The organism is Streptomyces sp. CA-142005 (genome assembly GCF_050942335.1).
GTDB lineage: Bacteria > Actinomycetota > Actinomycetes > Streptomycetales > Streptomycetaceae > Streptomyces.
This window is the reverse complement of sequence record NZ_CP192078.1, coordinates 704,415-728,732: the sequence shown is the minus strand read 5'-3', so window position 1 is coordinate 728,732 and position 24,318 is coordinate 704,415. Positions and strand designations below refer to the sequence as shown.

The following is a 24,318-nucleotide window of genomic DNA, read 5'->3' as shown; positions in this document are numbered from 1 at the left end:
TTCGATGCAGCAGCCGGGGGGGAGCAGACGTTCCAGGGCGAAGGTGAGTGCCTCGTAGAGTTTCTGACGGCTAGTCAGGCGGTGGTGGAGCGGTTGCAGCGAGGGGTCAGGAACCGACGCCGACGCTCGGAAGGGCAGCCCTGTAGACCGGCGGTGGCCGACCAGGACAGTCTTGACGATGTTCTGACACATGGTCGGTTGACCCCGCGTTCCGCACGGCGTTGGATCTTTCCTGCCTGTGCGGGTGGCCGGGCAGAGAGTTGGGGCGATGACTGGGGACGCTGGACCCGGGCTGATCAGGGTGGTGTACTTCGAGCAGACGTCCGCGCTGATGATGGGCGCAGGCGCGGTGCTGTCCGAAGGCTTGTTGCTGGTCCTGATCGGGACGACTCACCGGCTGGAGTCCGTGCTGGTGGGCACGGCTGCGGTCACTTTGGTGTGCCTGGCGCTGCTGCCACTCGTTTTCCGTCTGCCCGGCCGGCGTCGCCGCAAGTACGAGCACGCCGTTCAGATCGACAGCGTCGAGGAACCGCACGCCGGCCAGGATGCGGCGCGGCGGCTGACGCTACGGCGCACGGCCGGGTTCGTGGGCGCGACAGCCTGCTGGATGATGCTCATCGGCGTTACGTTCCACGAGGTGATGCCGCCCATCATGCTGATTCCGGCAGCCGTGGCCCAATGGGCCCGGTCCCGGGCGACGGCGGACTGGGAGCGGGAGAAGGGTGCGGTCCTATGGCAGGGCGTGCCCGGGGTCCTGGGTGCCCGAGGCCCGGTATTCCGTGTGCCTGCGGATGGCGGGACGTGAATGATGCCAATGCCCCGTCAGTGCTCGCCGCTTCGGGCACGCGGGGGCACGCCTGCACGAGCCTGTTGATCAGCAGGATGGCATGTGCCGTACGGCCAGCAGGGCCACGTCGTCGTCGTTGTCCGGTGGGCGCGTCCGTGCCAGCAGGTGATCCGTGAAGGACTCCAGAGTGTGGTGGGCCAGGGAGGCGGCATGCCGGCGTAGACGGTTCAGGCCCTCGTCCAGGACGTGGCCGGGGGACTCGATGAGGCCATCGGTGTAGAGGACCAGGGTCGCTTCGGGCGGCAGTTGCACCGTGGCGTCGGGGCGGACCTGTTCGGGAGCGACGCCCAGCAGGATCCCGTGGCCGTCGGTCAGATAGCGGGCCGCACCCTCGTGGGTGACGAGCAGCGGAGGTGGATGGCCCGCATTGGTCCAGCACAGCTCGCACTGGCCTGCGTCGTTCTCCGTCATGCGAGCGAAGATCATCGTGGCCATGGAGACCTCCGCGATGTCCAGGATCGCCTCGTCGAGCCATTCGACGATCTTGCTCGGCGGCCTCTGCTGGGAAAGGGCGTACGCGCGGAGCATGTTGCGCAGCTGGGCCATGCCGGCCGCCGCGTCCAGGTCGTGACCGACGACGTCGCCGATGGCGAGGGCGGTGGCGCCGTCCGGCAAGGTGAACGCGTCGTACCAGTCGCCGCCGACCTCAGAGGCGTCCGGCGCGGCCAGGTAGCGGGCGGTCATGCCGCGGTGGGCGGTGCGCGGGAGCTTCGGCAGCAGATGACGCTGCATGGTCTCGGCGACCTTGCGCTGGCGCTGGTAGAGGTGGGCGTTCTCCAGGGCGAGGCTGGCGCGGCGGGCTATGTCCTCCAGCAGGACGATGTCACTACCGGTGAACCGTTCGGGCTGGTCGGCGCGCCCGAGGGTGAGGGCGCCCAGTACCGCGTGCAGGCTGCGGATGGGGACCAGGACTGCCGAGTGCATGCCGGTCGTCTCGAACAGGCGCCGTTGTTCCAGCGCGATGCCGGAATCGGGCGGGCCCTGATAGGTCTCCGGCCCGGCGAGGGAGGACGCGACGCCGCGCAGGGCGCGGGACAGTGGCATCGAGGACTCCTGCGGCACGGGTGGCATGGGCCCCTGGAGGTCCTCACGGAAAACGACGGTGCCGCCCTCGGCATGAGCGACGGCGAAGCGCCACACATCGTCGCGCTCACCGATCAGATCGATGACGGCCCAGTCGGCGAGGCGGGGCACGACAAGGCCGATCAGACGGCGCAACGCCTCGTGGATGTCCAAGGTGGAGGTGAGCAGGGTGGTCGTCTCGGCGAGCAGCGTGAGCCGTTCCAGTTCCGACAGACGCCCGCCGGCCGGTGGCCGCTGGGCGGGCCGCTCGGAGCGTCCAGCGGAGTGAAAGAGGACGAGCGTGGGCGACGGGCGGGTGCCGATGTCGCAGGGAGTGGCCAGCCACTCCACCGGCAGCAGCGTGCCATCGCCGCGCTCGAGCCACATGTCGTCGCCCTGCTCCGTGCGCCCGGCCAGGATGCTCTCCCTCATCCGGCACTGGGCCCTCGGTACCGGTTCCCCACAGCTGTTGCGATGCAGCAGGTCGTGGGCGTCCTGGCCGACCAGATCCGGGGCGGAACGGCCCAGGAGTTCTACGCAGCGGGTGTTGACGGCGACGATCGCCCCCTGCTCGTCCGCCAGGTAAGCACCCGTTCCGAGGGCGTGCAGAGCCTTGGCAACCGCCTCCTGAGAGTCACTGTCGCCCGTCACGGCCTGCCTCCCCTCACCGAAGCAAATGTGCTGGCCACGCCCACATACGGGGTTCCCCTTGGGACACGGGTGATGCTTGCAGGTGTGCACGGCGCCCTGCTTCTTGCAGACACGCTCAACGGCTGATTGCGCGCCTCCCCCTATGTGGGCGAGCGTCGGCGCAGCGCGAGCGGAGCGGGCCGGAGGGCGAAAGCGCCGCCGTCAGCGGAGCCGGGAAGCGCGCCCGGGGGAGCGGAGCGCAGCCGGGGCTTGATGCGGCAGGGAAAGTCTCATCGGCCTGCGCGGCCGGACGGGGGGAGGTCGTCGGTGACGCCGCACGGCATCGGGATTGGGCCGCTTCGAGCCTCCCGCACACTGCAGTAACAGCATCATCGCCCCCGAACACCAACCGATCTGGCGAGTCGAGCGCGGCCTCTCCCTCAAGGCCCAAAGGGCCCCGCGGGACACGTCAGCCGGGCACGATGAACCGGGCAACCGCGGTACTCGCCGCGCAAGAGCAAAGCGTCACGCCGGCGGGCGGGTGAGTTTGACGGCCACGGCGTCGAGGACCCAGTCCAGGCCGGTCGCGAAGGATGCCTCGGCATCCACGTCCGTGCCGTCGTACACCGCCTTGGCCAGTGCCGGGAAGCGGCCCGTGGCCAGCATCCTCGTCACATGCGGGCCGGAGGCGCGCTGCCAGTCGCGCTTGGACAGGCCCGTGACACGCTCGGCCCGCAGGTTCGCGATCTCGCGCCTGATCGCGCCAGTGAAGTAGGCGCTGACAGTCTCCACGGCGCGCATGACGGTGTCGACGTCGGCGAGGCCGTCGAGGGCGGCCAGCGTGGCCTCGGTCACGGCGAGGCCGTTCGGGCCCAGGGTCGGGCGGGCGCCGAGCAGGTCGGCCAGCCATTCGTGACGGAGAGCGGCCTGCCTGGTGCGGTGGGCGAGGATACGCAGCGCCTCCCGCCAGTCACCGGGCTGCTCCTCGGGGAGAATCTCGGCCTGGACCTCGTCCACCATGAGGTCGAACAGCTCCTCCTTGGTGGAGATGTATCCGTACAGCCGCATCGGGCCGGCGTTCAGCCGGGCGGCCACCTTGCGCAACGACACCGCCTCCAGCCCGCCCTCGTCGGCCAGCGCGATGGCGGCGGCGACGATCCGCGCCCGGTCGAGCGGCACGGGGCGAGCCGGCGGCTCCGGCCGGTCCCAGACAGTCATGGTCCCACTGTACTGTTGCGATACATCGTCACGAATCAATACAGTGTATCGACATGAGACATCGCATCGCAGTGGTCGGCGGCGGTCCTGCCGGCCTTACCTTCGCCCGTGTCCTGCACCGCCATGGATACCCCGTCGCCGTCCTCGAACGCGATCCCGCTCCCGACGCCCGTCCCCCGGGCGGCACGCTGGACCTGCACGAAGGGCTGGGCCAGCTCGCGCTGGACAAGGCGGGGCTGCTGGCGGAGTTCCAGGGGCTGTCTCGCCCCGAGGGGCAGGCCATGCGCATCCTGGACGCGGACGGGACCGTCCTGCGCGACTGGCGCCCCCGTCCAGATGACCGGGCCAACCCCGAGATCGACCGCGGGCAACTCCGCGACCTGCTGCTCGGCCCTCTCGACGTCCAGTGGGGCCGGAGCGTGACGCAGGTGGTGCCGGGGACCCGGGATGGCGTACTTGTCCATTTCGCGGACGGGCGACAGGAGACGTTCGACCTCGTCATCGGCGCGGACGGCGCCTGGTCCCGGGTTCGCCCGGCAGTCTCTTCGGCGACGCCGCACTACACCGGCGTCACCTCGGTCGAGACCTCTCTCGACGACGTCGACACCCGCCACCCTGACCTCGCCCGGTTGATCGGCGACGGTTCCGTGTCTGTGTACGGCGTGAACCGCTCCCTCGTCGCCCAGCGCAACAGCGGCGGGCACGTCAAGGTGTACGCCAAGTTCCGCGCGCCGCTGGACTGGCACACGAAGCTGGACGTGGCCGACGTCGAGGCCGTGCGATCGAGCCTGCTGGCCCTGTTCGACGGCTGGGCCGCTCCCGTCCTCGACCTCCTGCGACACGGCACCGCTTTCGTCCACCGCCCCTTCTACGTCCTGCCCGTGTCCCACACCTGGACCCACGTTCCCGGGGTGACGCTGCTGGGCGACGCCGCCCATCTGATGCCCCCATTGGGGGCGGGCGCGAACCTCGCGATGCTGGAAGGCGCCGAACTCGCCGAGTCCATCGCCACCGGCTCCGGAGATCTCGACGAGGCCGTCCGCGCCTTCGAGGAACAGATGTGGGCACGGGCCGGCCGGTGGGCGAAGATCACGACGGCCGGTCTGGAACGCCTCGTGAGCCCGGACCCCGCCGAAGCCCTCGCCCACTTCGACCAAGTCCAGCCATCCTGACCGCCAAGCGCGAGAGCACCAGCACCGACGTCGTGCCACGGCTTGGATGTCTGCACCGAACGGAGCTCTCAGCCCGCAACTGCAAGGCGAGCCAGCGAGCCCTTGGAGGCGATGCTCACCCTCGCCAGAGGAATTCGTGTGCCATCGCGATCATGGCACGTGCCGGGGCACCAGGCGTGCGTTCGGACGGAGCGGCCAGGGAGAACCGCCATTCCAGATCGGCGTCGTCGACGGTCAGCGTGGCTACGTCCTGCCCCTTGCCGAGAGCGACCCGTGGCAGCAGGGCCACGCCCAGGCCGTTTCGGACGTAGGCCACGCCGGTGGTGAGGTCGGTGATCTCGATGGCGACGCGATGGGGGACGGAGGCGGCAGCGAAGGCGCGGTCGGCGACGGTCCGGTTGCTGTAGCCCAGGGGGAAGTCGACGAAGTCCAGGCCGGCCAGTTCGCTGATCGACACGGTGCGGCGTTTCGCGAGCGGATGGCCGGCCGGTACGACGAGGTCGAGCACCGAGGTGGCGAGGTCGGTCAGCGTGACGCCTGTCGGGTGCGATCCGTTCCCCGAGACGAAGGCGAGGTCGAGCCGCCGTTCGAGCAGGGCCTCGACCAGGCCCTGGGAGCCGGACGCGGCGGCGCTGGTCTGCAGGAACACGCCGGGATGACGCCGGTGGAATTCACCGAGGAACACGGGAAGGTCGATGAGCCCAACCGTGGTTATCGCGCCCAGCCGCAGTGTGCCGCGCAGTCCGCCGCGGACCTCGGCCACCGCGTCCGCGGCTTCCCGGGTGGCGTCGAGAGCGGCATGGGCACGGGGGAGCAGTGCAGCACCGGCATCGGTGAGCAGCACGCGTCTGGGGGTGCGTTCCAGCAGCGGCGCGCCGAGTTCTCGCTCGAGGTTCTTGATCGTAGTGGAGACCGCGGACTGGACCACGTGCAGCCGTGCGGCGGCACGGGTGAAGTTCGCTTCTTCGGCGACGGCGACGAAGTACTCGAGCTGGCGCAGTTCCACCCTCCGAGTATCCCTCGGCAAGCCTCCAAGGTATCTCTCAGAGAGATGGCGACAGTCTCTGACTTTCGTTGGACAGCGCCCGATCCGTCCGGCGATTCTGTTGGAAGAACAACCTGTACAGGAGGCGGAAAAGCGGCCGGGATCGCCTTCTACCGGGATATCTACGATCACTGCCGATCCCGAAATAGCGGATTCATGATCTCAGAGTAGAGGAAGGGTCCGGAGCCTGGGCGCCGACGAGGATTCCGGCACCAGCATCATTCCTGTCCAGAAGACGAAAGGTCACTCATGCCTCAATCAATGCGCGCGCTCGTAGCCGGAAAAGTCGGCGAGCCTGCCGATGTCCTGCGGCTGGAATCCCGACCTGTTCCGACGCCAGGGGCCGGTCAGGCGTTGATCCGCGTGAAGGCGGCTCCGGTTCACGCCAGTGATCTGCACGTGCTGCGCGGTCGCTACGGTTTCTCCCCCGATTTTCCCGCTGTGGGGGGGAACATGGAATGCGTGGGCCGTATTGAGGCCCTGGGCCCGAATACCGAGGGACTGAAGATCGGCGAGCGCGTGGTGAACGTCGCAATCCCGGCAGTACCCGGGCCGCATGTCGCCGGCACTTGGCAGGAATACCTTGTTGCCGATACACAAAGGCTCCTGCCGGTCCCCGATCATCTGAGCGACTCCGACGCCTGCCAACTCGCGGTCAACCCGTTGACCGCTCTGCTACTCGTGACACGCGAACTCGACGTACAGCCGGGTGAATGGTTGTTGCAGACGGCAGCGGGCGGCACCGTAGGCCGGCTCGTCATTCAGCTGGCCAGGCGTCTTGGTATCCCGACGATCAACGTCGTGCGACGGCGCGATGCTGTTGAGGAGATCATCGCGCTTGGCGGTGACGAGGTCATTTGTACTGAGGACGAGGATCTGTTGCAGCGTGTGGCTGAGATCGCAGGACCGGCTGGCGTCCACAAGGCCATCGACTGTGTCGCGGGCCAGGTGGGTGCCCAGGTGTCCCAGGCACTGGCTCCGGGAGGAGAGCTCGTGGTCTACGGGGCTCTCTCGACCCATCGCCAGACCGACCCGGCAGCGCTGACGATCCCGCTGCAGGCACGCTCGGTCATCTACGAGACCAAAGCAGTCCGTGGCTTCTGGCTGAACCGCTGGTTCGGCGCCGCCTCACCTGCGGATGTGCGGGAGGCGCTGTCCGAGGTCCGCGCTCTCGTCGCTGATGGAGTGCTGACCATTCCCCAGGGCCGGCCGTTCCCGCTCGAACGCTTCGCCGAAGCCGTCTCGCTCGCCGAAACACCCGCACGTGGCGCCAAGCCACTCCTCGTCTTCGAAGACGGCCGGCACAGCGACAACAGGTAGCACGCGGTATCTGGCATACCGGAGCCTGCCACCGGGCGGCCTGTTGACCGCCACCGCCACCGAGCCAGTCGCTCCAGCAGCGGCTGCGCTGGCCGGCGGAGGAGACACTGACGTCGCCCAGGTCATCGCCATCATGCGCCGCGATCCGGCTCCGCACGGTGTCCCACGTGCACGTGCCGCGGGAGAGGTGGGAGGCACGGCTCCCGAACCGGGGCCGCCGCGCGTTGAACAGCACGCCGCCACGACGGTCCAGCTGCACCGGGACAACCGCAGGGTGCCGGACTCGGCGACGGCGTATCGTCGTCATGTACGAGTTCCCTCGCACGGCGAGGTCGTTGAGATGGGCACCCCGCATGGGTCAGCCTCCGTCCATACCCCGGACTTCTCCGGCGGCCCGGCTGCGTTCGTGGTGGACGCCCGAGGACTGGTGTCTGCGTGGAGTCCGATGGCCGAGCGTCTGTTGGGCTACGAGACGGCCGAGGTCGTAGGCCGGCCGGTCGCCGAGCTTTGGCCGGTGATTCCCTGGGACGCTCCCCAGCAGCTGTCGTCCGCCTTTGAGGACGGTGCTCTCGGGCATGCTGCCGTCCTCACGCATCGGCAGGGGCATCCTGTGCCCGTCACACTCGCGGCCTATCCCGTGACATCGGTCGTGCCTGGCAGCGAGGGGACGGTGATCCTGGTGACTGCCGTTTCGCTGCCGACGGCGGTCCAAGACTGGCTTCACCACCGCGAGCGCATCGCCGCGGGTGCCTTGAGAAGTCGCATGGAGCCCGCTGATGCACCCGACCACAGCGCGGCCTGCATCACTCGCTCGTACGTGCCCGCGCGTGGTGGCACGGGTGTGAATGGCTCCTGGGCTGATGTGATCCCGCTGCCCAGTGCGCGTGTCGCTCTGGTGGTCTCCGATGTGCCGGCCTCCGGCATGCAGGCCACCGTGTGCATCGGACTGATCGGTGCCGCCGTCCGCGCCCTGGCGGAGCTGGATCTCGCACCTGGGGAAGTACTTGCTCGGCTGGATGACATCGTGTCGCGCTTTACCGCGGGCCAGGACAACAAGTGGTCTCTGCCGTTTGTGGAACGACTGGTCGGCGCGACGTACCTCTACGCGGTGTACGACCCCATCGCGCGCCGGTGTGTCATGGCGAGCGCCGGCCACCCCCCGCCCGCGGTCGCCGATCCGGACGGATCTGTCCACGTCCCCGAGCTCCCCGGCAACAGACCCTTGGGCAGGGGCGAGCCGGTCTTCGAGTCGCTTGACCTGGAGCTCGCCGAAGGCAGCACCCTCCTGTTCTACACCGGCGGTCTGGTGCGGGCATGCGGCACGGACGGTGCCATTGCCGGGCTGCTCGGCAGGGCCGTGCATCAAAGCGGCCCGTCGATCAAGGAGGTCGGGCGGGTCACCGTCGACTCCATGACGCCGCTCCTGGAGGCTGAGGACGATCTGGCGCTCCTGGTCGTTCGGACACGCGTGCTCAGCGGCGGCCGAGTGGTCGCCTGGGAGCTGCCAGGGGACCCAGCCGCCGTCGCCGGCATTCGGTCCCTCGTTCTCCACCAGCTCGAACAGTGGGACCTGGGGAGCCTTGACTTCACCACGGAGCTGATTGCGAGCGAACTCGTCACCAACGCCATCCGCTACGGCCGCGAGCCGATGCAACTGCGGCTGGTCTACGACCGGACCCTGATCTGCGAAGTGTCCGACGGCAGCAGTACCTCTCCGTACATCCGCCGGGCGAGTGCCACGGACGAAGGAGGACGCGGGTTGTTCCTCGTGGCCGACTGCGCGCAGCGCTGGGGTGTGCGCTACACCAACCAAGGCAAGACCATCTGGGCCGAACAAGCACTCAACACCGAAGCCACTCCTCAGCGGCCGCCGTAGCGCCGTCCCCGTCGAGCAGCGTGTCCGAACACCGGACGCTCAGCGAGCATCAGACGCTCAGTGGTCGTCCGCATTGGACAGAGCCTCGGTGATCAGGCGGGTGGCGAAGTCGCGGTCGTCGGTGAGCCTGTTGATGTGTTCCGCGAGCAGGAAGGCGGTGGCTTCCAGGGGGTTCATCTCGTCGGTGGTCCAGAATCCGTACTGCTTGCGCCACAGGCTGGGGCTCAGGCCGGTGCCCGCAGCGATGAGCAGGCCGGCCATGGTGGGGATGGCCTCGGGACGCACGCTCTTGGGCATCATGCGCAATGTGGCCACGAGGTTGGGCACCACGCACTCGATGACGTCCTTGTCATGGTCCTCGTAGGCCATCCGCAGCCACTGCATGAACATGTAGATGAGTGTGCACGCGCCGTCCAGCATGTCGTCGACTCCGCTGGGGCCCAAGGACGCGGCGAACTGGTCGGTCAGCGCTTGTTGTTCGGGATCGGTCTCGGTCCTTTCGTCGTAAATGGCTTTGAGTCGAGAGTCGATCATCATGAGCGCTGCGCCGACATCCCCGACGGGAGCGTGCTGGGGGTCGCAGGGCGATGGCACAGGTTTCCTCCTCGGCTGACCGTGGGGAGCGCGGCGTGTCCGTACAGTAACCCGCCGATGGTGCCAGGGTCCGACGACTCCCGGGGATCGGCCGAAGGCGCCCTGCACCACTCAAACTTCGTCAGCGCACGCTCAGGATCATGTGAAGTTCCCCTACGCCGTCGTCAGAGGACGTCGTAGGTCAGGTGCGTCGCGGTCGACGTCGACGTCACGCTCCGCTGCACCAGCGTGCGCGGCACCCCGCCGGTGAAAAGTGGCGTTCCGGCGCCCAGTACGACGGGCGCCAGGTGCAGCGTCAGCGTGTCGACCAGCCCGGCGGCGAGCGCCGAGCCGATGGTGGCGCCGCCGCCCATGAGGACGACGTCAAGGTCCCTGCCGCTGTCCGACGATGCCGCCTCGGCGCGCTCGCGCGCGGCGGTGAGGGCGTCGGACAGACCCGTGGTGACGAACGTCCAGTCGAGGTCGGTGAGCCGTACGGACTCCGGCGGCGAGCTCGTCACGACGACGAACGCGGGCTTGCCGACCTCACCGGCGCCGTAGCCGGTCGTGTCGTCCCATCCGTTCGGCCCGTCGACCATGTCGAAGAGCTTGCGGCCGAGGATGACGGCGCCTGAGCGGGCGGTCGCCTCGCGCAGGACCCGGCGGTCATCGGGGTCGTCGGAAAACGCCCAGGTGTGCAGGGCCTCGCCGCCGGTGCCCAGCCCGTTGTCCGGGCCGGGGTCGGGTCCGGTGACGAAGCCGTCGAGGGAGACCGAGATGTCGGCGATGATTCGCGTCATGCCAGGGCAGACCCGACCGGCCGCCCGAACTCATCGCTCGCTCAAGCAGGAAGCGAGGTCGAGGCTGTGATCAGCGGTGGGTCGTTGCGGTCAGGCGTGCCAGCGCGGCGCGGGCGGGTGGACCCCAGGTGGGCTTGCCGCCAGGGCGGCCGTGGACGCCGGCCTCCCCGATGAGGAGGCAGGCGAGGGCTTTGAGTACCGCCCAGCCGCGGGCGCGGCGCAGGGTCGTTGCGTCCGGGGTCGGCTCGTATGCGGCATAGAAACGGTCGGCGGCGCCGTCCGGCAGCAGGAGCCACGCGGCAGCGAGGTCGCAGGCAGGATCGCCCGCGCAGAGGTCGCCGAAGTCGATCACGCCGCAGAACGTTCCGTCCGCGGTGAGGACGTTGGCCGGATGCAGGTCGCCGTGGAGCCACAGTGGAGGGCCCGCCCAGCCGGGCGCGGCGGCGGCGTCCTCCCATACGGCGCGGACGGCATCCGGGTCGGGGACCAGCCCCATCTCGGTGACCGAGGCGAGCTGCCCGGCGAACCCCTCGGCACGATCGGCCAGCAGCCCTGGGTGGTAACGGCCGGCGGGCGCCCCGGGCGGGGCAGGTCGATGGAGGGCGGTGAGGAAGGCGGCCAGGGCGTCGGCCGCCTCCCCAGCGCGCGTGACGGGAGATCGGTCCGCGGGCTCGCCCTGCACCCAGGTGATGATGATCCAGGGCCGCGGGAACCGGGCGGAGGGCTCACCGAGGCGCTGCGGGACGGGGACCGGCAGCGGCAGGTGCGGGGCGAGTGCGGGCAGCCACGCGTGCTCCTTGCGCAGCAGATCGTCCGCGGACTGGGTCGCCCAGGGCAGCCGCACGGCGAGGTCGTCGCCGAGCCGCCACAGCTGGTTGTCCCAGCCGCGCGCGCCAAGGCTCAACGGACGGTCGGCCAGGTCGGGGTGCTGGTCGCGCAGCAGATCCCGGATCAGCTCTGCGGTGATCTCGATCTCGGTACGGGTCATGCGGGGCCACGCTAGTCGACGGTGATCCGGCGCTGGTGACGCCCGGTCCCCGCCAGGGCCGGCAACCGCCGATCCACGGTGCCCATCAGGCCTACGGCACGGCTCGTGCCGCCCGCGAGTACCAGCGCCGCCGTGGCATCGGACATTCGATCCGGAGAAGACCGACAGCCACGGTTGAGGCTCTGGTCATCCGGCTGGGTACACGATGGCCTGGCGCCATGTCCTAGACGCCTGCCGAACGGCGACTCAGGATGGGCTCGGTGAGAAGTCTTGCCATCCCGCAGAGGGTTTGGCCGTGCCGGGCGAAGAGCTCGTCACGCGAGTCGAAGTGACCGAGGTCCGCCAGAACGTAGCCCGAGAGATCGCACGCGGCGCCGGCGGCCGGGCAGGCGGTCGCGCCGTCCCAGTCGATCGCTGTCCTGGACAACGCCTCGAAGAGCGTCTCCGCGCCGGCGTTGGTGAAGCCACCACCGCTGCCTTCGCTCAGCTCGTCGAGACCACCGAAGAGTTCCGAGACCGTCAACCAGGGCGCGGTGAGGTGTTCGGTCGGTGACAGCCCGTCAAGGCGGAACTCGGGCCACGCGAGGACCACTTGGTGCGGGACGAGCCGATGGAAGCGGGGGAAGCGCGGATACCAGAACCTCCCGTCCACCAGCAGGCCACGCACCCGCGTGGCCACCCCGGATGCCCGCGCCACGGCTTCCAGTACCGCCAGGCGTTGACTGCACGAGCCGCGGCGACAGCGAAGCACCGCCGACACGGGCCGCTCGTCCTGGACCGAGTACACCGGCTGCACAACTGCGGCGATCCATCGGTGAGCCTGGCGCAGCACCGCTATCCGGTCGGCGGGACTTGAGGCGTCCTCCGAGTCCGCCGGGATGTCGATCCGTCGGAGCAATGCGGAAACGTTCGGATGGTGCCAGTCGAGGATCCGCGTCGGGTCCGTGCTCCCCGCCACGGTTCCCGTTGCGGCCGTGGGCATGCGGACACGGCCTCGCGGCGTGAGGAGCGAGCTCGTCATGATCGTGATCCTCTCGTCCAGCCCTCTCCAGGTGGCGAGACGTATCGTGACAGGAAATTTGAACGCGTTCAACTGTGAGGCCGGGCTGATCCCGTGGCCGCGAGCCACCGAACCCGCTGCCAGGGCTCTCGCCGCCCTGGTTCGCATGCTGTGAACGGACTCAGCTGGTCTCGGCCGCGGGCAGGACCGCTTGGCCCAGCCAGTGGCAGGCGATGAGGGCCAGTTGGAGGTCGAGCAGCGGCGGCTCGAGCCGGGGGAGTTCGTGGTGGTGTGGGTGAGTCCCAGCCCTCCACCGCCCGACACAGGAGTACTTCGTAATGGACGCCGTCCTCGGCGTGGTCGAACGCGGCAAATGGAACGTGCGGCACCTGACCGAGGAGCAGCCCTCGATCCCGAACGGGCCGGGGCCGGTGACCGTGACCTGGCGGCACCCCGCCGACCACCCCCAGCACCGCCTTGGCCCCCGGGCTCAGACCGGCGAGGAGGCACCCGTGTGACCAACGCCGTCGTGGTCGGCGGCGGGCTGAACGGGCTCGCCGCCGCCATCACCCTCGCCCCCAGGGGGTGTCGGTCACGTTGCTGGAGGCCGCTGACGAGATCGGCGGCGGCACCCGCTCCGGTGAGGCGGACCCCGCCCGGCCCCGGCGCCCACGGCATGTGCGGCGCCCACGCCGCACGGCGCGCCCTGCGCCATCTCGCGCACCGCTGACGCCGGCGGCATGGCACAACGGCTCGCCGGGCGGGCAGTTACGGGCTGCTGTCGGCTCCGGCGGGTCCTGTTGCGCGGAGGTGTCTAGGAAACGAATCGTCGTTGCGGAGGACCGGCAACGGAGGTGACAAAGCGTGGAGGTGCCGGTGGTCATCCCGGCGAAGTGTCGGAGGCGCTGCTCGTGAACGCCCAGTCTCTGCGGCGCGCTTTGCCGTGCGCGCCAGACGCTGACCACTTCGCTTCGCCCACCGGCTGACTCGCTTCGTTCGCGGTGGGCGCTTCCCCCCATAGGAGACCACCGTAGTGCCCGAACACTCCTTGCCGGGTGACGGCCGTCCGCTGACGACGGTCCTTGCCGCCAACCTCGTTTCGATCTCCGGGAATTGCCTCACGAGCACGGGCGTGCCGTGGTTCGTGCTGCAGAGCACGGGCAGTGCCGCCAGGGCCGGGATCGTCGCGTTCTGCACGCTGCTGCCCGTGGTGCTCGCCGCGCTTGTCGGCGGTCCGGTCATCGACCGGATCGGGCGGCGGCGGGTGGCCGTCATATCGGACCTCGCCTGCGGAAGCGCCGTTGCGGCGATCCCGCTGCCGCAGTTCGCCGGCGTCCTGCATTTCTGGATGCTGTGCCTGCTGATGGCCGTGACCGGGCCGTTCCGTGCGCCGGGTGAAACGGCCCGCGGCGTGCTGTTGCCCACACTCGCCGAACGCGCCGGAATGCCACTGACCAGGGCCGCCGGGCCGCATGACGGCGCGTCACGTTGTGCAGCGCTGACCGGATCGGCACTCGGAGGCGTGCTGATCGCCGTTCTCGGAGCCGAGAACGTCCTGTTGGTGGATGCCGCGACCTTCGCCGTGTCCGCGCCGCTGTTCGCCTTCGGGGTGCGCGGCCTGCCCGAGGCGCAGGCGCAACGGCGGACCGAGCCGACGTCGTTGCGTGCCTACCGTCGCGAACTGGGGGAGGAGTATCGCTTCGTGGCGGCCACGCCGCTGCTGATGAGCCTGTGCCTGATGACGCTGATGACCAGGGGCCTCGACCAGGGCTGGAGTGCCGTACTCCTCCCCGTGCACGCCCGCGAGGAACTCGGTGGTTCCGTCGATCTCGGCCCGCTGGACGCGACGTTCGGAGTCTGCGCGCTCATCGGGGTGCTGGTCTACGGCGCGGTCGGCAGCCGCTTTCGGAGGTGGCCCGTGTTCACGGTCGCGCTTCTCATCGTGGGCCTGCCGCGCTTCGTGGCGGCGGCCTTCACCGACACTTTCGCGCCGCTGGCGGTGATGATGGCGGTGGAGGGTCTCGCCTGCGGTGTACTCAACCCCATCATGGCCACGGTGACGTACGAGACGGTGCCGGAGGAACTGCGCAGCCGTGTGCTCAGTGCGACAACAGCCTCGTTCCAGTCGGTCACTCCGCTGGGCGGACTGGCCGCGGGCTGCCTCGTGGATGCGGTCGGCCTGCCCTCGGCGCTGCTGGCCGTTGGCGGTGTGTATCTGTTCGCCACGCTGTGCCCCGTCATCTTCCCGGCCTGGAGACAGATGGACGGCAGCAGTTCTCCCCACGACAGGACGGAGAGCTCGCTGCCGCAGGGCTCGGGGGCGAAGGCGCGGGCTGCTCGGCCAGGGTGAACTCGCCGTGTCGACGGCCCTTTCGAGCCAGTCCGCCGCCGCGTGGATCCGTCCGATCTGCCGCCGTACGGTCTCACGCTCGGTCGGTAGGCCTGCTGCCCGCGGATGCCGCCGTTGCCGAGTTGTACGACGCCGTCGACGGGGTCGAGTTGTTTCTCCAGGAGGCCGAGGCCATCGCCGGTGCGGTGGAGCAGCGCAGGTGGGAGTTCGGCTGGTCCGGCTGTGCGCGCGGAGGGTGCTGGCGCGGCTCGGTGTGGCGCCTCGGCCGCTCGCGCCCGGTGCGAGCGGCCCGGAGTGGGCCCGCCGGGCACCGCGCTGGTCCGAGGGCATCGTCAGCAGCATGACCCACTGCGCGGGATACCAGGCGGATGCCGTCGCGCGCGGCACGTCCGTCGCGGCACTCGGCGTGGACGGGGAGCCCCAGGGACCCGTCGCCGAGGACGTACGCGAGTTGATCCCGCTGCCAGAGGAGCGGTCCGGGCTGGAGCGGCTCGACTTCGGCCGGTGCGTGATCAGACCCGATCCGGAGCACGGCACGTTCACCGTGGTCCTGAAGGTGCCCGGGCTGGTCGTGGGCGAGGTGTGCCTGGACGGCTTCGACGGGCGGTGGCGGGTCCGTCACGGGCTGGTGGTGACCGCCGTGGTGATTCCCGCGGTCCTACCAGTGAGCGGGTCGGCTGAGTGTGGGAGGCAGTTCGGTCGCCGTGTCTCCCTTGGCGGCGTTCAGCTGTGCCTGGGTGAGGAACAGAGCGCCGGTGAGGTCGGCTCCGCTGAGGTCGGCGTCGCGCAGGTCGGCCCCGATCAGGTCGGCGTCGCGCAGATCGGCCCCGCTGAGATCGGCGGCGACGAGCAGGGCGCCGCGCAGGCTCGCCCCCCTGAGGTCGGCGCCGGTCAGTTTCGCGCCGATCAGGTCGGCTCCGCGGTGGTTCTTCTTGCGGCCCGGGACCTGGGCCCGGGCCAGCTCGCTGGCCCGCAGCAGCAGCGTGTTGACCTCGCCACGCAGCGCGTTCACGTCGAGCCCGGTGATCGACTCGGCGCTGCCGTGGGTCAGGCCGTCGATGTGGGCCAGCGCCCGCCGCAACTCCTTGTGGACGGGGCGGGCCGGTGCGAGATCGAGGGCCTCGGTGACGTACCAGAGCAGTTCGTGCAGCTGCCGCATCACCGGGAAGACCGCGAACATGGGGCGCGCCGTCTTCGGCGCCTGACGCCAGTCGGTGCCGCCGAAGGTGACCTGGGACACCTTCTGCCCGGCGCCGAAGCAGTCGAAAACGGTGCAGCCGGGGTAGCCCTTCTCACGCAGTTGCGCGTGGATGCCGCAGCGGAAGTCCGACTGGAGGTTCGAGCACGGCTGCCCGGCCGCCTTGTCGACGGCGAAGTCCGCGGAGCGGGCGAAGGGCAGGGCCACGCAGCACAGGCCGAAACAGCTGGCGCAGTCGGCCTGCAGGTCCTTGCGGTCCTGGGAGGCTCCGCGGCTCCGGGGTGCATTGCGGTCGCGGGACGCCCTGCGGTCCTGGCTCCTTTGGTCCGGCCGGTTCTTCCGGTTCCGCGAGCCTTTCCCGGCCTGCTGCGCCTTGCGGTCCTGGCCGACGCCGGCGCGCTCCGGGCCCTGGTCCGTGGACGCGGCACGGTTACGGCCCTGCGCCGCGGACACCCGCTTGCGCTCGCCCCCCTGGGACGCACGCCCCTGCCCGTCGGCGGCAAGGGACCGCTGGCGTCCTCCCGCGGAGGAGGGCTGCTGGAGGTCCTCGCCTGCTCCGGGACGCTTGCGCCCCCCGGAGGAGGAGGGGGTTCCGTGCTGTGCCGACACCGTGCGTGCTCCTGTTGGGCGATGACCACCGCGTACCGCGGCTCTGCGAGAATGCCTCCCATTCTCGCAGACGGCATGCGTTGCCCCGTTCGGCGGCGGCCGGTGCCGCGGACGTCCGGCGCCCCGGCCGGGTCGGCCCAGGCGCCGGGATCCGGGCGCCGTCAGTCGACGTAGACCGGCGGCTGCCGGTCCTGCCACGGCACCGCTTGTTCCAACTGGGCGGACACCTGGAGCAGCAGACCCTCTCCCCCGTGGGCGGCGACGAGTTGGACGCCGATGGGCAGGCCCTGCGCAGGCCCTGCTGGCTGTGCTGCAAGGGAAGACCGATCGCGGGGTGGCCGGTGACGTTGATCGCGGCCGTGAAGGGCCCGTAGGCGAAGACACGGCGCAGCCAGGGCCGAGCGCTCTGGCTGGGGACGTCGTAGGCCAGTGTCCCGTGTGGTGCCGCAAGGGCGGCCAGTGCCGGGGTGACCAGCAGGTCGTGGTCGAGGAAGAAGCGCCCCACGGTCGGGTCACGCGGTCCTGGGCCTCCATCGCCGCCAGCACGTCGAGCGCGGAGAACGCCTCGGCCTCGGCGAGCACCGAACGCGACACCGCCTCCAGCAGGCCCGGGTCCGGGCGCCGGGGGGCGCCCCTGAGGACCGCGCCGCCGGTGGAGACGACGCTGAGCATGGCCGCCTCGACGATGTCGTCGGCGTCGATAGCGGGCCGCGCCTCTGTCACCGAGTGCCCGATCCACTCCAGCGCCTTGCCGGCGTTCACCGTGACCTTGGCGACCTGGCGGTCGACCGGGGTGCCGGCTGTTCGCCGCCGGGCCCTTCGACTTCGCCACCGGCCTCAGGCTCGTCGCCAAGCGCGGCGAGCTGATGAGCCAGGCCCCCAAGGGCGCCATGGCCCCCGTCGACATCGCCAACATCAACTCCCGCAAGCAGTGCATCCCCTCCGGCGAGCACGACGAGATCCACGCCCCCGAATTGCGCGCCGTCTACACCGAGGCGGGCGCCGGCTTCATCCCGCTGAAAGTGAGCGCCGCCTTCCGCTCACGCTGCATGACGGGCATGCAGCAGGAGTTCGCCCTCCACCTCGCCGGCTTCGACCTCGCCGATCAGATCTCCGGCTCCGCCCGCTGGTACGAGTCGATGTGCTGGCGCCGACATCCCCCTCGCCGACCTCCAGCAGGCCCTGGACGCCGAAGGCGTGGTCACGGTCCGGCTGCCCATGCGGCACGCCCTCCACTCCGCCCTCCTCGACACGATCAGGCCGGACTGCCTCTCCCTGGCCGCGAACGTCACTCCCGCGACCCCGCGGCTTCCCCTCTACATGCTCGCCACTCGTCTGGGGACGATGGCGTCCGGGTTCACCACGCCCGACCGGCACTTCTTCGTCGACCTCAGCGCCAGTGGCTCGTTCGCCAATTTCCTCAAGCACGGATACGCCCCCACCTTCCGCGGCGCCCCGGCCATCAACCAGTTCGGCGACAATGCCGGCACCGTCCGCAGACTGCACGACGAACTCATTCGGCTGGACAGCGCCTGACCCGCACAAACCCTGTGCGACGAAGCCCGCTCGTCCGGAGAGCGAGTCGAGGCGTTTTTCCGCGCACATCCTGACGTACGCCGGCGAGACGAGGAATCTCGCCGGCGTGGGGGAACAAGCCCTCGTCAGCCGCGCGGAGCCGACGTCGTCGTCAGGAAGATGGGGTTGGTCAGGGCGGCCATGGGACCGAACAGCAGAGCGTCCCCCATGGTGTTGCCCTGCCCCGGGCTGCCGTCCGCCATCGGGTGGCGCACCTCGGCGCGCACGTAGGCGGCGAGCGAAGCGGTCGTCCGCCACACCACCGTGCCGGAGCCGGAGGCGTCCACCGATTCCTGGTGCATCTGGCCCTCGTCGGTGATGAAGCGGACGGTGCCGTGGGGCACGCCCTGGACGTCGAGCCGGACATCCACCGGAGCGTCGGCGGGCACGGTGAGCGTCTCGCCGATGCCGGCTTGCACGCCGTTGCCGCTGGCGGTGAGCGTCAGCTGGACGGAGGGCGACTCCGCGATCCAGTTACGGCCCGCTCGGATACCGTCCATGATCGAGTCGGTGGCCAGGTCGTCCGCGTACACCACGTTGTGCGGCAGGCCGATGACCTGGGGATCGCTGTGCGCGTCGCTGTTGCCCATGGCCGGCAGCCAGCGCTTGCCGGTGCGGACGGCCTCGCCGAGCTTCTGGTCCCAGGTGCTGACCGCGTGCTCGTCGTCGTAGGTCCACGGGCCGGTCCACACCTCGGTGGCGTCGGCATCGTCGAAACCGAACTTCCACTGGCAGGCCACGTACGCGCAGTACATGTGCGCGGGGACCACGAGGCCGCCGCCGCGGCGCACCTGGCGCGCGAAGCGGCCGAAGGCGTCGTCGCGCGAGCGGTAGCGCCAGTCGATCCACTCGCCGGGCGGCAGTCCGAGGGCCAGCCAGTGCCCGTTGCGGGTGGTGACCTCCTCACCCGTGATGATCAGCAGGTCCGAGCCGGCGTACTCGCCCCACACGCCGTGCGATGCCGGGGTGTTGTGGTCGGTGGAGACGATGAAGTCCAGCCCGGCGGCACGGGCGCCGGCCGCGACCTCACTCGGCAGGCGCTTGCCGTCGGAGTAGACGGTGTGCAGGTGGCAGTCGCCGCGGTACCAGTCACGGCCGCGCCCCTTGGCCCGCTGCGGCGGGTACTTGTTCACGTGGGCGGGACCGGGCTCGCCGTAGGTCAGGGTCACCTGGACCCGGTAGTTCATGCCCTGAGGCGCCACCTGGTACGGCCCGAGCACGACGTGCCAGGTGCCGGCGCCGACCGGGCCGGGCAGGTACCCAGGCGTGGCGTCACTGTTGGAGATCTCGAACGAGGTGCGGAAGCCCCCCGACCAGCCGCGGAAACCACGGCCGCCGAGCGCGATGCCCCGCTCGTCGAACACGCCGATGTCGCAGGAGTTGCCCGGCGTGCCGGCAGGGACGGCCGGCTTGTCGTAGGAGTACGAGACGGCGATCTTCTGCACGCCCTCGGGCACCTCGACGGGCAGGTAGACGAAGTCCGCGGCCCCGGTCTCCAGGAACCCGGTGATGACGCGGGTGACCTCGGCACCGGCCGGCGGGGTGCCGCCGGAGGAGCCGTCGGCGGCCTGCGCGAAGGAGACCGGGGCGAGGGTCAGGGCGGCAGCCCCGGCCACCCCCGCGGCAAGCAGCCGCCGCCGTCCCAGTCCAGCACCCGAGTCGTCGCCGTGCGCGGCGTCGGGTGCGAGGGAATCCGCGTTGTGTTCGCAGTGTCCGTCAAGGCACATGTCGTCCTCAGCAAGGTCGGTGGGTGCACGATGCATGCACCGGAAGCCCTCAGACCCTGATCCGGTTTGGTGGACGGCGGGTGATACCGGACTGAAGGGTTTGCGGCACGCGAGCGTCGGGCTGCCTTCCGCGCGCCGGTCACGTGCCTCGGAAGCGCTGCGCGGAGCCGACCGGTCGACTCGAAGGGATGCGCTGGGGGAGCAGACCCGCTCTGGCCGCATGATCAGGCAACCCGCCGCATGCTCCGGATCACCGCATCACCCCCCCACCGCGGATCCGCCTGCGCTACTTGACCAGCCGAAAGCCGGGCTGCCCGGCCCAGGCCCGTGTGGTGCGGGGTGAGATGCCGGGGTCGGTGAGGTGGGGGCCGCAGGTGCAGTCGAGGGTGTCTTCGGCAGTGCCGGCGATGCCGCGGGTGGGCAGGATGGCGTCTTGGTACTCATCGGTGCTCGCGAGGTAGAGGCCGAAGCCCCAGGTGCCGGCGGTTCCGCCGTGGGGCAGACGCATCTGTTCGGGGTGGTGCTGCACGCCGCGCGTGGGCGCTCCAACGCATGCATCGTCCGGGAGTCGGGGCTGCATTTGGACACCGTGCGCCACTGGCGTGGCCGGTTCGCCCAGGCGGGCCTTGCCCGGGCTGAAAGGCCGTCAACGCTGCGGTGTCCCGCCGCATTGACACCGCTACAGGCCGCCGAGGTCAAGGCGTGGCCTGTCGGCTGCCTGCCGAGTGTGAAGTACGGCTCTCACGCTGGTCGTGCCCGGAACTGGCCCGCGAGGCCGCCGGGCGGGGCATCGCCCCGCTCATGTCGGCGTCGACCGCGCGTCGCTGGCCGGCCCAGGACGCGCTCAAGCCCTGGCAGCACCGCTCCTGAAGAACGGCTCGTCCCATCCCGGTCAGAAGGCGGCCGACCGGCTCACCACGGCGTTCCCGAACACGGTCATGGTCCACACCCCCGTGCACGCCTCCTGGCTCAACGAAGTTCGAGATCTACTTCACTGCCGTCCAGCGCAAGGCCCTCTCACCCAACGACTTCACCGACCTCACCTAAGGGCTGTCCCGTAACGGCTGGCCACGAGTGAGATGATCTCGATGTGGCTGGTGTGATCACGGCATCCGAGCCGTCCTGGATAGGCCCGTTCACCGGCCTGAGTCCGCGCTGCTTCCGCAAGTTGGTGACGGCGCTGCGCCGCGAGGCCGGCGATGGGGTGCGCCGGGGTCGGCCCTGGAGTCTGCCGCTGGAGGATCGGGTGCTGCTGGTCACGGCCTACTGGCGCACGAACTTGACGATGCGCCAGCTGGCCCTGCTGTTCGGGATCTCAAAGTCCGCAGCCGACCGGATCATCGATCAGCTCGGTCCGCTCCTCGCATTGCAGCCCCGGCTCCGCTTCGCGAAGGACGCGGTGCTCATTGTGGATGGCACCCTGGTACCCACCCGCGACCACACGGTGGCCGAGCAGTCGAAGAACTATCGGTACTCCACCAACCACCAAGTCGTCATCGATGCCGACACCCGCCTGATCGTCGTGGTCGGCCAACCCCTGCCAGGCAACCGCAACGACTGCAAAGCGTGGGCGGAGTCCGGAGCGAAGGCTGCCGTGGGCAGGACGCTGACGATCGCCGACGGCGGCTACCCCGGAACCGGACTCGTGATGCCCCACCGCCGCCGCAGGGGCGAGGAACTGCCCGCGTGGAAGGAAGCCCACAACAAGTCCCACAAGCAGGTGCGCGCCCGGGTCGAGCACGCCTTCGCCCGTATGAAGGGCTGGAAGATCTTGCGCGACTGCCGGCTCAAAGGTTCCGGCGTCCATCACGCGATGCTCGGCATCGCCCGCCTGCACAACCTCGTCCTTACCGGATAGACGGTGGAGGGCTCAGGTCGTCTGTCCGCCTGTGTTCATCAGTGGGGCCGGTGTGTGGCGGGGCCATGGTGCGCCTACCCGCTCCGAGGCGGCAGCCCGAAACGCTTCCGCCAGCAAGCCTCCCGGATACGTGCCGAAGTCCGGGTATTTCCAGCGGTAGTAGCAGGACCAGTAGCTCACCACACGTCGTTCCACGCGGGCGAAGAACACAGGATTCCGAGCGATGAACTCCCCATAGAGTCCGCGCTGGACCGAGTCCGGGACACCGAGTCCGGGCAGCCCTCGGTAGATCGACTCAAGGATCTCCACCACGTACTCACCGGCCAGCTGCACGACGAACGGGACCACCCACGCCTCGTCCAGCCTCACGATCTGTTCGAGGTGACGCTGACGGACCCTGCCATCGCAGTGCCGGGAGTACAGGCAGTGCAAGATCACCTGCTGGATCCCGGACAGTGAACGCACCACGTCGGCGTTCGGCTCATCGTGATAGATCCGCGAGGGGATGGTGACGGTCTCACCCCACACCTCGACCTGGAACGGGTCCGCTGATGAGAGCCTGCCCTCCGGTACGACTGCAAGAACGCTCCGGACGTCACCAGCAAGTCGGGACGGGAACGCCCTCACCAGGGCATCGGTGCTATTCGGCGGCTCCCAGGACTTCTCCACGACACGAGGGTAGACGGCCAGCTCCTGGCCCCTCATGCCCTACCCCATCAACGGCTCGTACCATCGCTGCCTCGCCATTGCGGGACAGCCCTTAGTTCAGGGACCGGCTCCGAGTCTTCGAAGACCACTACAACGCCACGGCACAGCCGTTCCAGCGGAGGTTCACCACCTCCGACATGGACTATCTACTGGCCAGGCCCGACCAGCACACCGCCGATCACCACGACGAATCCTCTGTCGCACAGGCAGCGCGAACGACCCCCGAAGGATTTACGCCGCCGACCACTTAGAGGTGGTCTCACGTGGCAAGTTTCGCGAGCTTCTTGTAGCAGGTCAGGGCGGCGGCCATGGCAAAGGCCTCGGCTCTGCCGGTCGTTGCGGACCACCTACGGGATCTTGAGACCACGAGCAGCCCATGGCAGGCTCATGCCGCATGATCGATGAATTCGCGAAAGACAACCTGCACGGGAGACTGCGGCGGGACCGCAAGGCGCTGCTCTGGAAACTCGACGGCTTGTCCGAATACGACGCCCGCCGACCTTTGACAGCGACCGGGACCAACCTCCTCGGCCTGGTCAAACACGTGGCCACCGTCGAGGCCAGGTACTTCGGCGAGGTCTTCGACCGCCCTTCCCCGGAACCGCTGTGCCGGTGGCAGGACTACGACGGCAGCGATCTGTGGGCGGCCGAGGACGAGACCCGCGATCAGATCATCGGGTTTTATCGGCGCACGTGGGAACACTCGGACGCGACGATCAACGAGCTTCCCCTCGACGCCCCCGGCCACGTGCCGTGGTGGCCGGAGCCTTATCCCAACACGAACCTGTTCGCCGTCGTGGTCCATGTCCTCGGCGAGTCCAACCGGCATGCCGGGCACGCCGACATCCTGCGTGAGGGCCTCGATGGCCGGACCGGGGTGCGCCCCGAATACGAGAAGCAGATCGACGAGGAAGCCCGTGCAGCCTACTGCGCGAAGATCGAGCAGGCCGCCAGGTCGGCCGCATCAATCAAGACTTAGAGGTTGTCTCACGTGACTTGATGTTCGTGCGGCATGATGCCGGTCGTCGGTGCTGATCTGCCGAAGCGTCTGGTTCCTGATGAACTCTGGGAGCCGGCCGCCCCGTTGCTGCCGTCGTTCGCTGCTCGTCCGCAAGGTGGGTGGGACCGCTCCGTGTGACGGGCGGGCCGTGTTCACGGCGGTGGTGTACGCGCTGACCAGCGGCTGTGGCTGGCGGCATCTGCCGCCGGCGTTCGGCACGTCGCCCGCCACCGCGCATCGCCGCTTCAGGGTATGGACCCAGGCCGGCCTGTGGCGTCGGCTGCACCGGGCGGTGCTGGACGAACTCGGGGCCCGGGGCGAGGTGGACTGGACCTCGGCGATCGTCGACGCGGCCTCCGACAAGATCGATAGACACCCGCCGGACCCTGCCCAGAAGGACCTTCAACCACCAGCCGACACGCCGATCTCACTTGACGTGCTCATCGGCCCTCTTCCGGCGCTGACCGCCGGTCGGTGAGGCGCTCCTGGTCGGCGGCGTTACCGGCACGAGCCTCGGTGCGGTGACTCCGTGCCAGGTAGTCCCGGACGATCAACTCGACGGCATCCTGCGGGCTCCTGGTGCCGGCCAGCAGCATGACTTCGATGGCCAAATCGCTGTCCAGGCTGATGGTGACCTTCGCCATGACACCTCCTGAAGGGTTCCCGCGGAGCCTATCCAAGTGGCTAACGGTCGGCGATGGGTAGGTTGCCGCACCCGGGAAAGAGGGACGGAGCCGGACACCCGGCTGGTCACGAACGGCT

General features: G+C 69.5%; 23 protein-coding genes and 2 pseudogenes. 12 read left to right on the top strand and 13 right to left on the bottom strand.

The window, feature by feature from the left end; all coding sequences use genetic code 11:
• Positions 1 to 304: 304 nt before the first annotated feature.
• A complete protein-coding gene (locus ACQPXS_RS03765; protein WP_433446875.1) occupies positions 305 to 805 on the top strand; it encodes a hypothetical protein in 501 nt (166 codons plus the stop codon).
• Between the two features lie 69 nt (positions 806 to 874).
• Here ACQPXS_RS03765 and ACQPXS_RS03760 read toward each other — a convergent pair whose 3' ends face one another.
• A complete protein-coding gene (locus tag ACQPXS_RS03760) occupies positions 875 to 2,560 on the bottom strand; it encodes a SpoIIE family protein phosphatase (RefSeq protein WP_433446873.1) in 1,686 nt (561 codons plus the stop codon).
• 504 nt (positions 2,561 to 3,064) lie between these two features.
• Positions 3,065 to 3,757 (bottom strand): TetR/AcrR family transcriptional regulator, encoded by a 693-nt coding sequence (locus ACQPXS_RS03755; protein WP_433446871.1) that lies wholly within the window; start codon positions 3,755 to 3,757, stop codon positions 3,065 to 3,067.
• 53 nt (positions 3,758 to 3,810) lie between these two features.
• On the opposite strand from ACQPXS_RS03755, the gene ACQPXS_RS03750 reads away from it, so the two are divergent.
• Positions 3,811 to 4,929, top strand: coding sequence for an FAD-dependent oxidoreductase (locus ACQPXS_RS03750; protein ID WP_433446869.1), 1,119 nt, complete (start codon positions 3,811 to 3,813; stop codon positions 4,927 to 4,929).
• Between the two features lie 115 nt (positions 4,930 to 5,044).
• Here the strand turns inward: ACQPXS_RS03750 and ACQPXS_RS03745 are convergent, their stop codons facing one another.
• Positions 5,045 to 5,935: a LysR family transcriptional regulator gene (locus tag ACQPXS_RS03745; protein ID WP_433446867.1), complete on the bottom strand. Its 891-nt coding sequence runs from the start codon at positions 5,933 to 5,935 to the stop codon at positions 5,045 to 5,047.
• A gap of 300 nt (positions 5,936 to 6,235) precedes the next feature.
• Between ACQPXS_RS03745 and ACQPXS_RS03740 the strand changes: the two genes are divergently transcribed.
• On the top strand, positions 6,236 to 7,294 hold the full coding sequence (locus tag ACQPXS_RS03740) for a zinc-dependent alcohol dehydrogenase family protein (RefSeq protein ID WP_433446865.1): 1,059 nt from the start codon (positions 6,236 to 6,238) through the stop codon (positions 7,292 to 7,294).
• 133 nt (positions 7,295 to 7,427) lie between these two features.
• Complete coding sequence (locus tag ACQPXS_RS03735; protein ID WP_433455694.1) at positions 7,428 to 9,170, top strand: SpoIIE family protein phosphatase; 1,743 nt, start codon at positions 7,428 to 7,430, stop codon at positions 9,168 to 9,170.
• Positions 9,171 to 9,227: 57 nt separating this feature from the next.
• Here the strand turns inward: ACQPXS_RS03735 and ACQPXS_RS03730 are convergent, their stop codons facing one another.
• The 5 genes from ACQPXS_RS03730 to ACQPXS_RS03710 all read right to left on the bottom strand — a co-directional run bounded on the left by ACQPXS_RS03730 (position 9,228) and on the right by ACQPXS_RS03710 (position 12,552).
• On the bottom strand, positions 9,228 to 9,764 hold the full coding sequence (locus tag ACQPXS_RS03730) for a hypothetical protein (protein WP_433446863.1): 537 nt from the start codon (positions 9,762 to 9,764) through the stop codon (positions 9,228 to 9,230).
• A 164-nt stretch (positions 9,765 to 9,928) separates the two neighbouring features.
• Positions 9,929 to 10,543 carry a dihydrofolate reductase family protein gene (locus tag ACQPXS_RS03725; protein ID WP_433446861.1) on the bottom strand — a complete coding sequence of 205 codons (615 nt, stop codon included), beginning with the start codon at positions 10,541 to 10,543 and terminating at the stop codon, positions 9,929 to 9,931.
• 70 nt (positions 10,544 to 10,613) lie between these two features.
• Positions 10,614 to 11,531 carry an aminoglycoside phosphotransferase family protein gene (locus ACQPXS_RS03720; protein WP_433446859.1) on the bottom strand — a complete coding sequence of 306 codons (918 nt, stop codon included), beginning with the start codon at positions 11,529 to 11,531 and terminating at the stop codon, positions 10,614 to 10,616.
• Positions 11,532 to 11,542: 11 nt separating this feature from the next.
• Positions 11,543 to 11,677: a hypothetical protein gene (locus ACQPXS_RS03715; RefSeq protein ID WP_433446857.1), complete on the bottom strand. Its 135-nt coding sequence runs from the start codon at positions 11,675 to 11,677 to the stop codon at positions 11,543 to 11,545.
• A gap of 77 nt (positions 11,678 to 11,754) precedes the next feature.
• On the bottom strand, positions 11,755 to 12,552 hold the full coding sequence (locus tag ACQPXS_RS03710; RefSeq protein ID WP_433446855.1) for a transglutaminase domain-containing protein: 798 nt from the start codon (positions 12,550 to 12,552) through the stop codon (positions 11,755 to 11,757).
• 296 nt (positions 12,553 to 12,848) lie between these two features.
• Between ACQPXS_RS03710 and ACQPXS_RS03705 the strand changes: the two are divergent.
• The 4 genes and pseudogenes from ACQPXS_RS03705 to ACQPXS_RS03690 form a co-directional block, all read left to right on the top strand.
• Positions 12,849 to 13,049 (top strand): annotated as a pseudogene (locus ACQPXS_RS03705) (DUF3556 domain-containing protein); the annotation flags it as partial.
• Positions 13,046 to 13,261, top strand: a complete 216-nt coding sequence (locus tag ACQPXS_RS03700; protein WP_433446853.1) for a hypothetical protein — start codon at positions 13,046 to 13,048, stop codon at positions 13,259 to 13,261. The pseudogene ACQPXS_RS03705 and the gene ACQPXS_RS03700, both read left to right, overlap by 4 nt.
• 303 nt (positions 13,262 to 13,564) lie before the next feature.
• Positions 13,565 to 14,881, top strand: coding sequence for an MFS transporter (locus tag ACQPXS_RS03695; protein WP_433446851.1), 1,317 nt, complete (start codon positions 13,565 to 13,567; stop codon positions 14,879 to 14,881).
• 7 nt (positions 14,882 to 14,888) lie between these two features.
• A pseudogene (locus ACQPXS_RS03690) lies at positions 14,889 to 15,248 on the top strand (hypothetical protein); the annotation flags it as partial.
• 291 nt (positions 15,249 to 15,539) lie between these two features.
• Here ACQPXS_RS03690 and ACQPXS_RS03685 read toward each other — a convergent pair.
• Entirely contained in the window at positions 15,540 to 16,325 is a 786-nt protein-coding gene (locus tag ACQPXS_RS03685; protein WP_433455692.1) for a pentapeptide repeat-containing protein, read from the bottom strand.
• Positions 16,326 to 17,906: 1,581 nt separating this feature from the next.
• Between ACQPXS_RS03685 and ACQPXS_RS03680 the strand changes: the two genes are divergently transcribed.
• Positions 17,907 to 18,224 carry a hypothetical protein gene (locus tag ACQPXS_RS03680; RefSeq protein WP_433446849.1) on the top strand — a complete coding sequence of 106 codons (318 nt, stop codon included), beginning with the start codon at positions 17,907 to 17,909 and terminating at the stop codon, positions 18,222 to 18,224.
• 125 nt (positions 18,225 to 18,349) lie between these two features.
• On the opposite strand, the gene ACQPXS_RS03675 is transcribed toward ACQPXS_RS03680, so the two are convergent.
• Both ACQPXS_RS03675 and ACQPXS_RS03670 read right to left on the bottom strand, forming a co-directional pair.
• Positions 18,350 to 19,990, bottom strand: coding sequence for a CehA/McbA family metallohydrolase (locus tag ACQPXS_RS03675; protein WP_433446847.1), 1,641 nt, complete (start codon positions 19,988 to 19,990; stop codon positions 18,350 to 18,352).
• A 286-nt stretch (positions 19,991 to 20,276) separates the two neighbouring features.
• Positions 20,277 to 20,498, bottom strand: a complete 222-nt coding sequence (locus ACQPXS_RS03670; RefSeq protein WP_433446845.1) for a hypothetical protein — start codon at positions 20,496 to 20,498, stop codon at positions 20,277 to 20,279.
• 582 nt (positions 20,499 to 21,080) lie between these two features.
• Between ACQPXS_RS03670 and ACQPXS_RS03665 the strand changes: the two genes are divergently transcribed.
• Positions 21,081 to 21,848 (top strand): transposase, encoded by a 768-nt coding sequence (locus ACQPXS_RS03665; RefSeq protein WP_433446843.1) that lies wholly within the window; start codon positions 21,081 to 21,083, stop codon positions 21,846 to 21,848.
• A gap of 12 nt (positions 21,849 to 21,860) precedes the next feature.
• Here ACQPXS_RS03665 and ACQPXS_RS03660 read toward each other — a convergent pair whose 3' ends face one another.
• Positions 21,861 to 22,517, bottom strand: a complete 657-nt coding sequence (locus ACQPXS_RS03660; RefSeq protein WP_433446841.1) for a hypothetical protein — start codon at positions 22,515 to 22,517, stop codon at positions 21,861 to 21,863.
• A gap of 433 nt (positions 22,518 to 22,950) precedes the next feature.
• Between ACQPXS_RS03660 and ACQPXS_RS03655 the strand changes: the two genes are divergently transcribed.
• Both ACQPXS_RS03655 and ACQPXS_RS03650 read left to right on the top strand, forming a co-directional pair.
• Positions 22,951 to 23,535 carry a DinB family protein gene (locus ACQPXS_RS03655; RefSeq protein WP_433446839.1) on the top strand — a complete coding sequence of 195 codons (585 nt, stop codon included), beginning with the start codon at positions 22,951 to 22,953 and terminating at the stop codon, positions 23,533 to 23,535.
• 79 nt (positions 23,536 to 23,614) lie between these two features.
• Positions 23,615 to 24,034, top strand: a complete 420-nt coding sequence (locus tag ACQPXS_RS03650; RefSeq protein WP_433446837.1) for a transposase — start codon at positions 23,615 to 23,617, stop codon at positions 24,032 to 24,034.
• On the opposite strand, the gene ACQPXS_RS03645 is transcribed toward ACQPXS_RS03650, so the two are convergent.
• Positions 23,997 to 24,200, bottom strand: coding sequence for a hypothetical protein (locus ACQPXS_RS03645; protein WP_356309141.1), 204 nt, complete (start codon positions 24,198 to 24,200; stop codon positions 23,997 to 23,999). The genes ACQPXS_RS03650 and ACQPXS_RS03645 overlap by 38 nt on opposite strands.
• Positions 24,201 to 24,318: the final 118 nt, after the last annotated feature.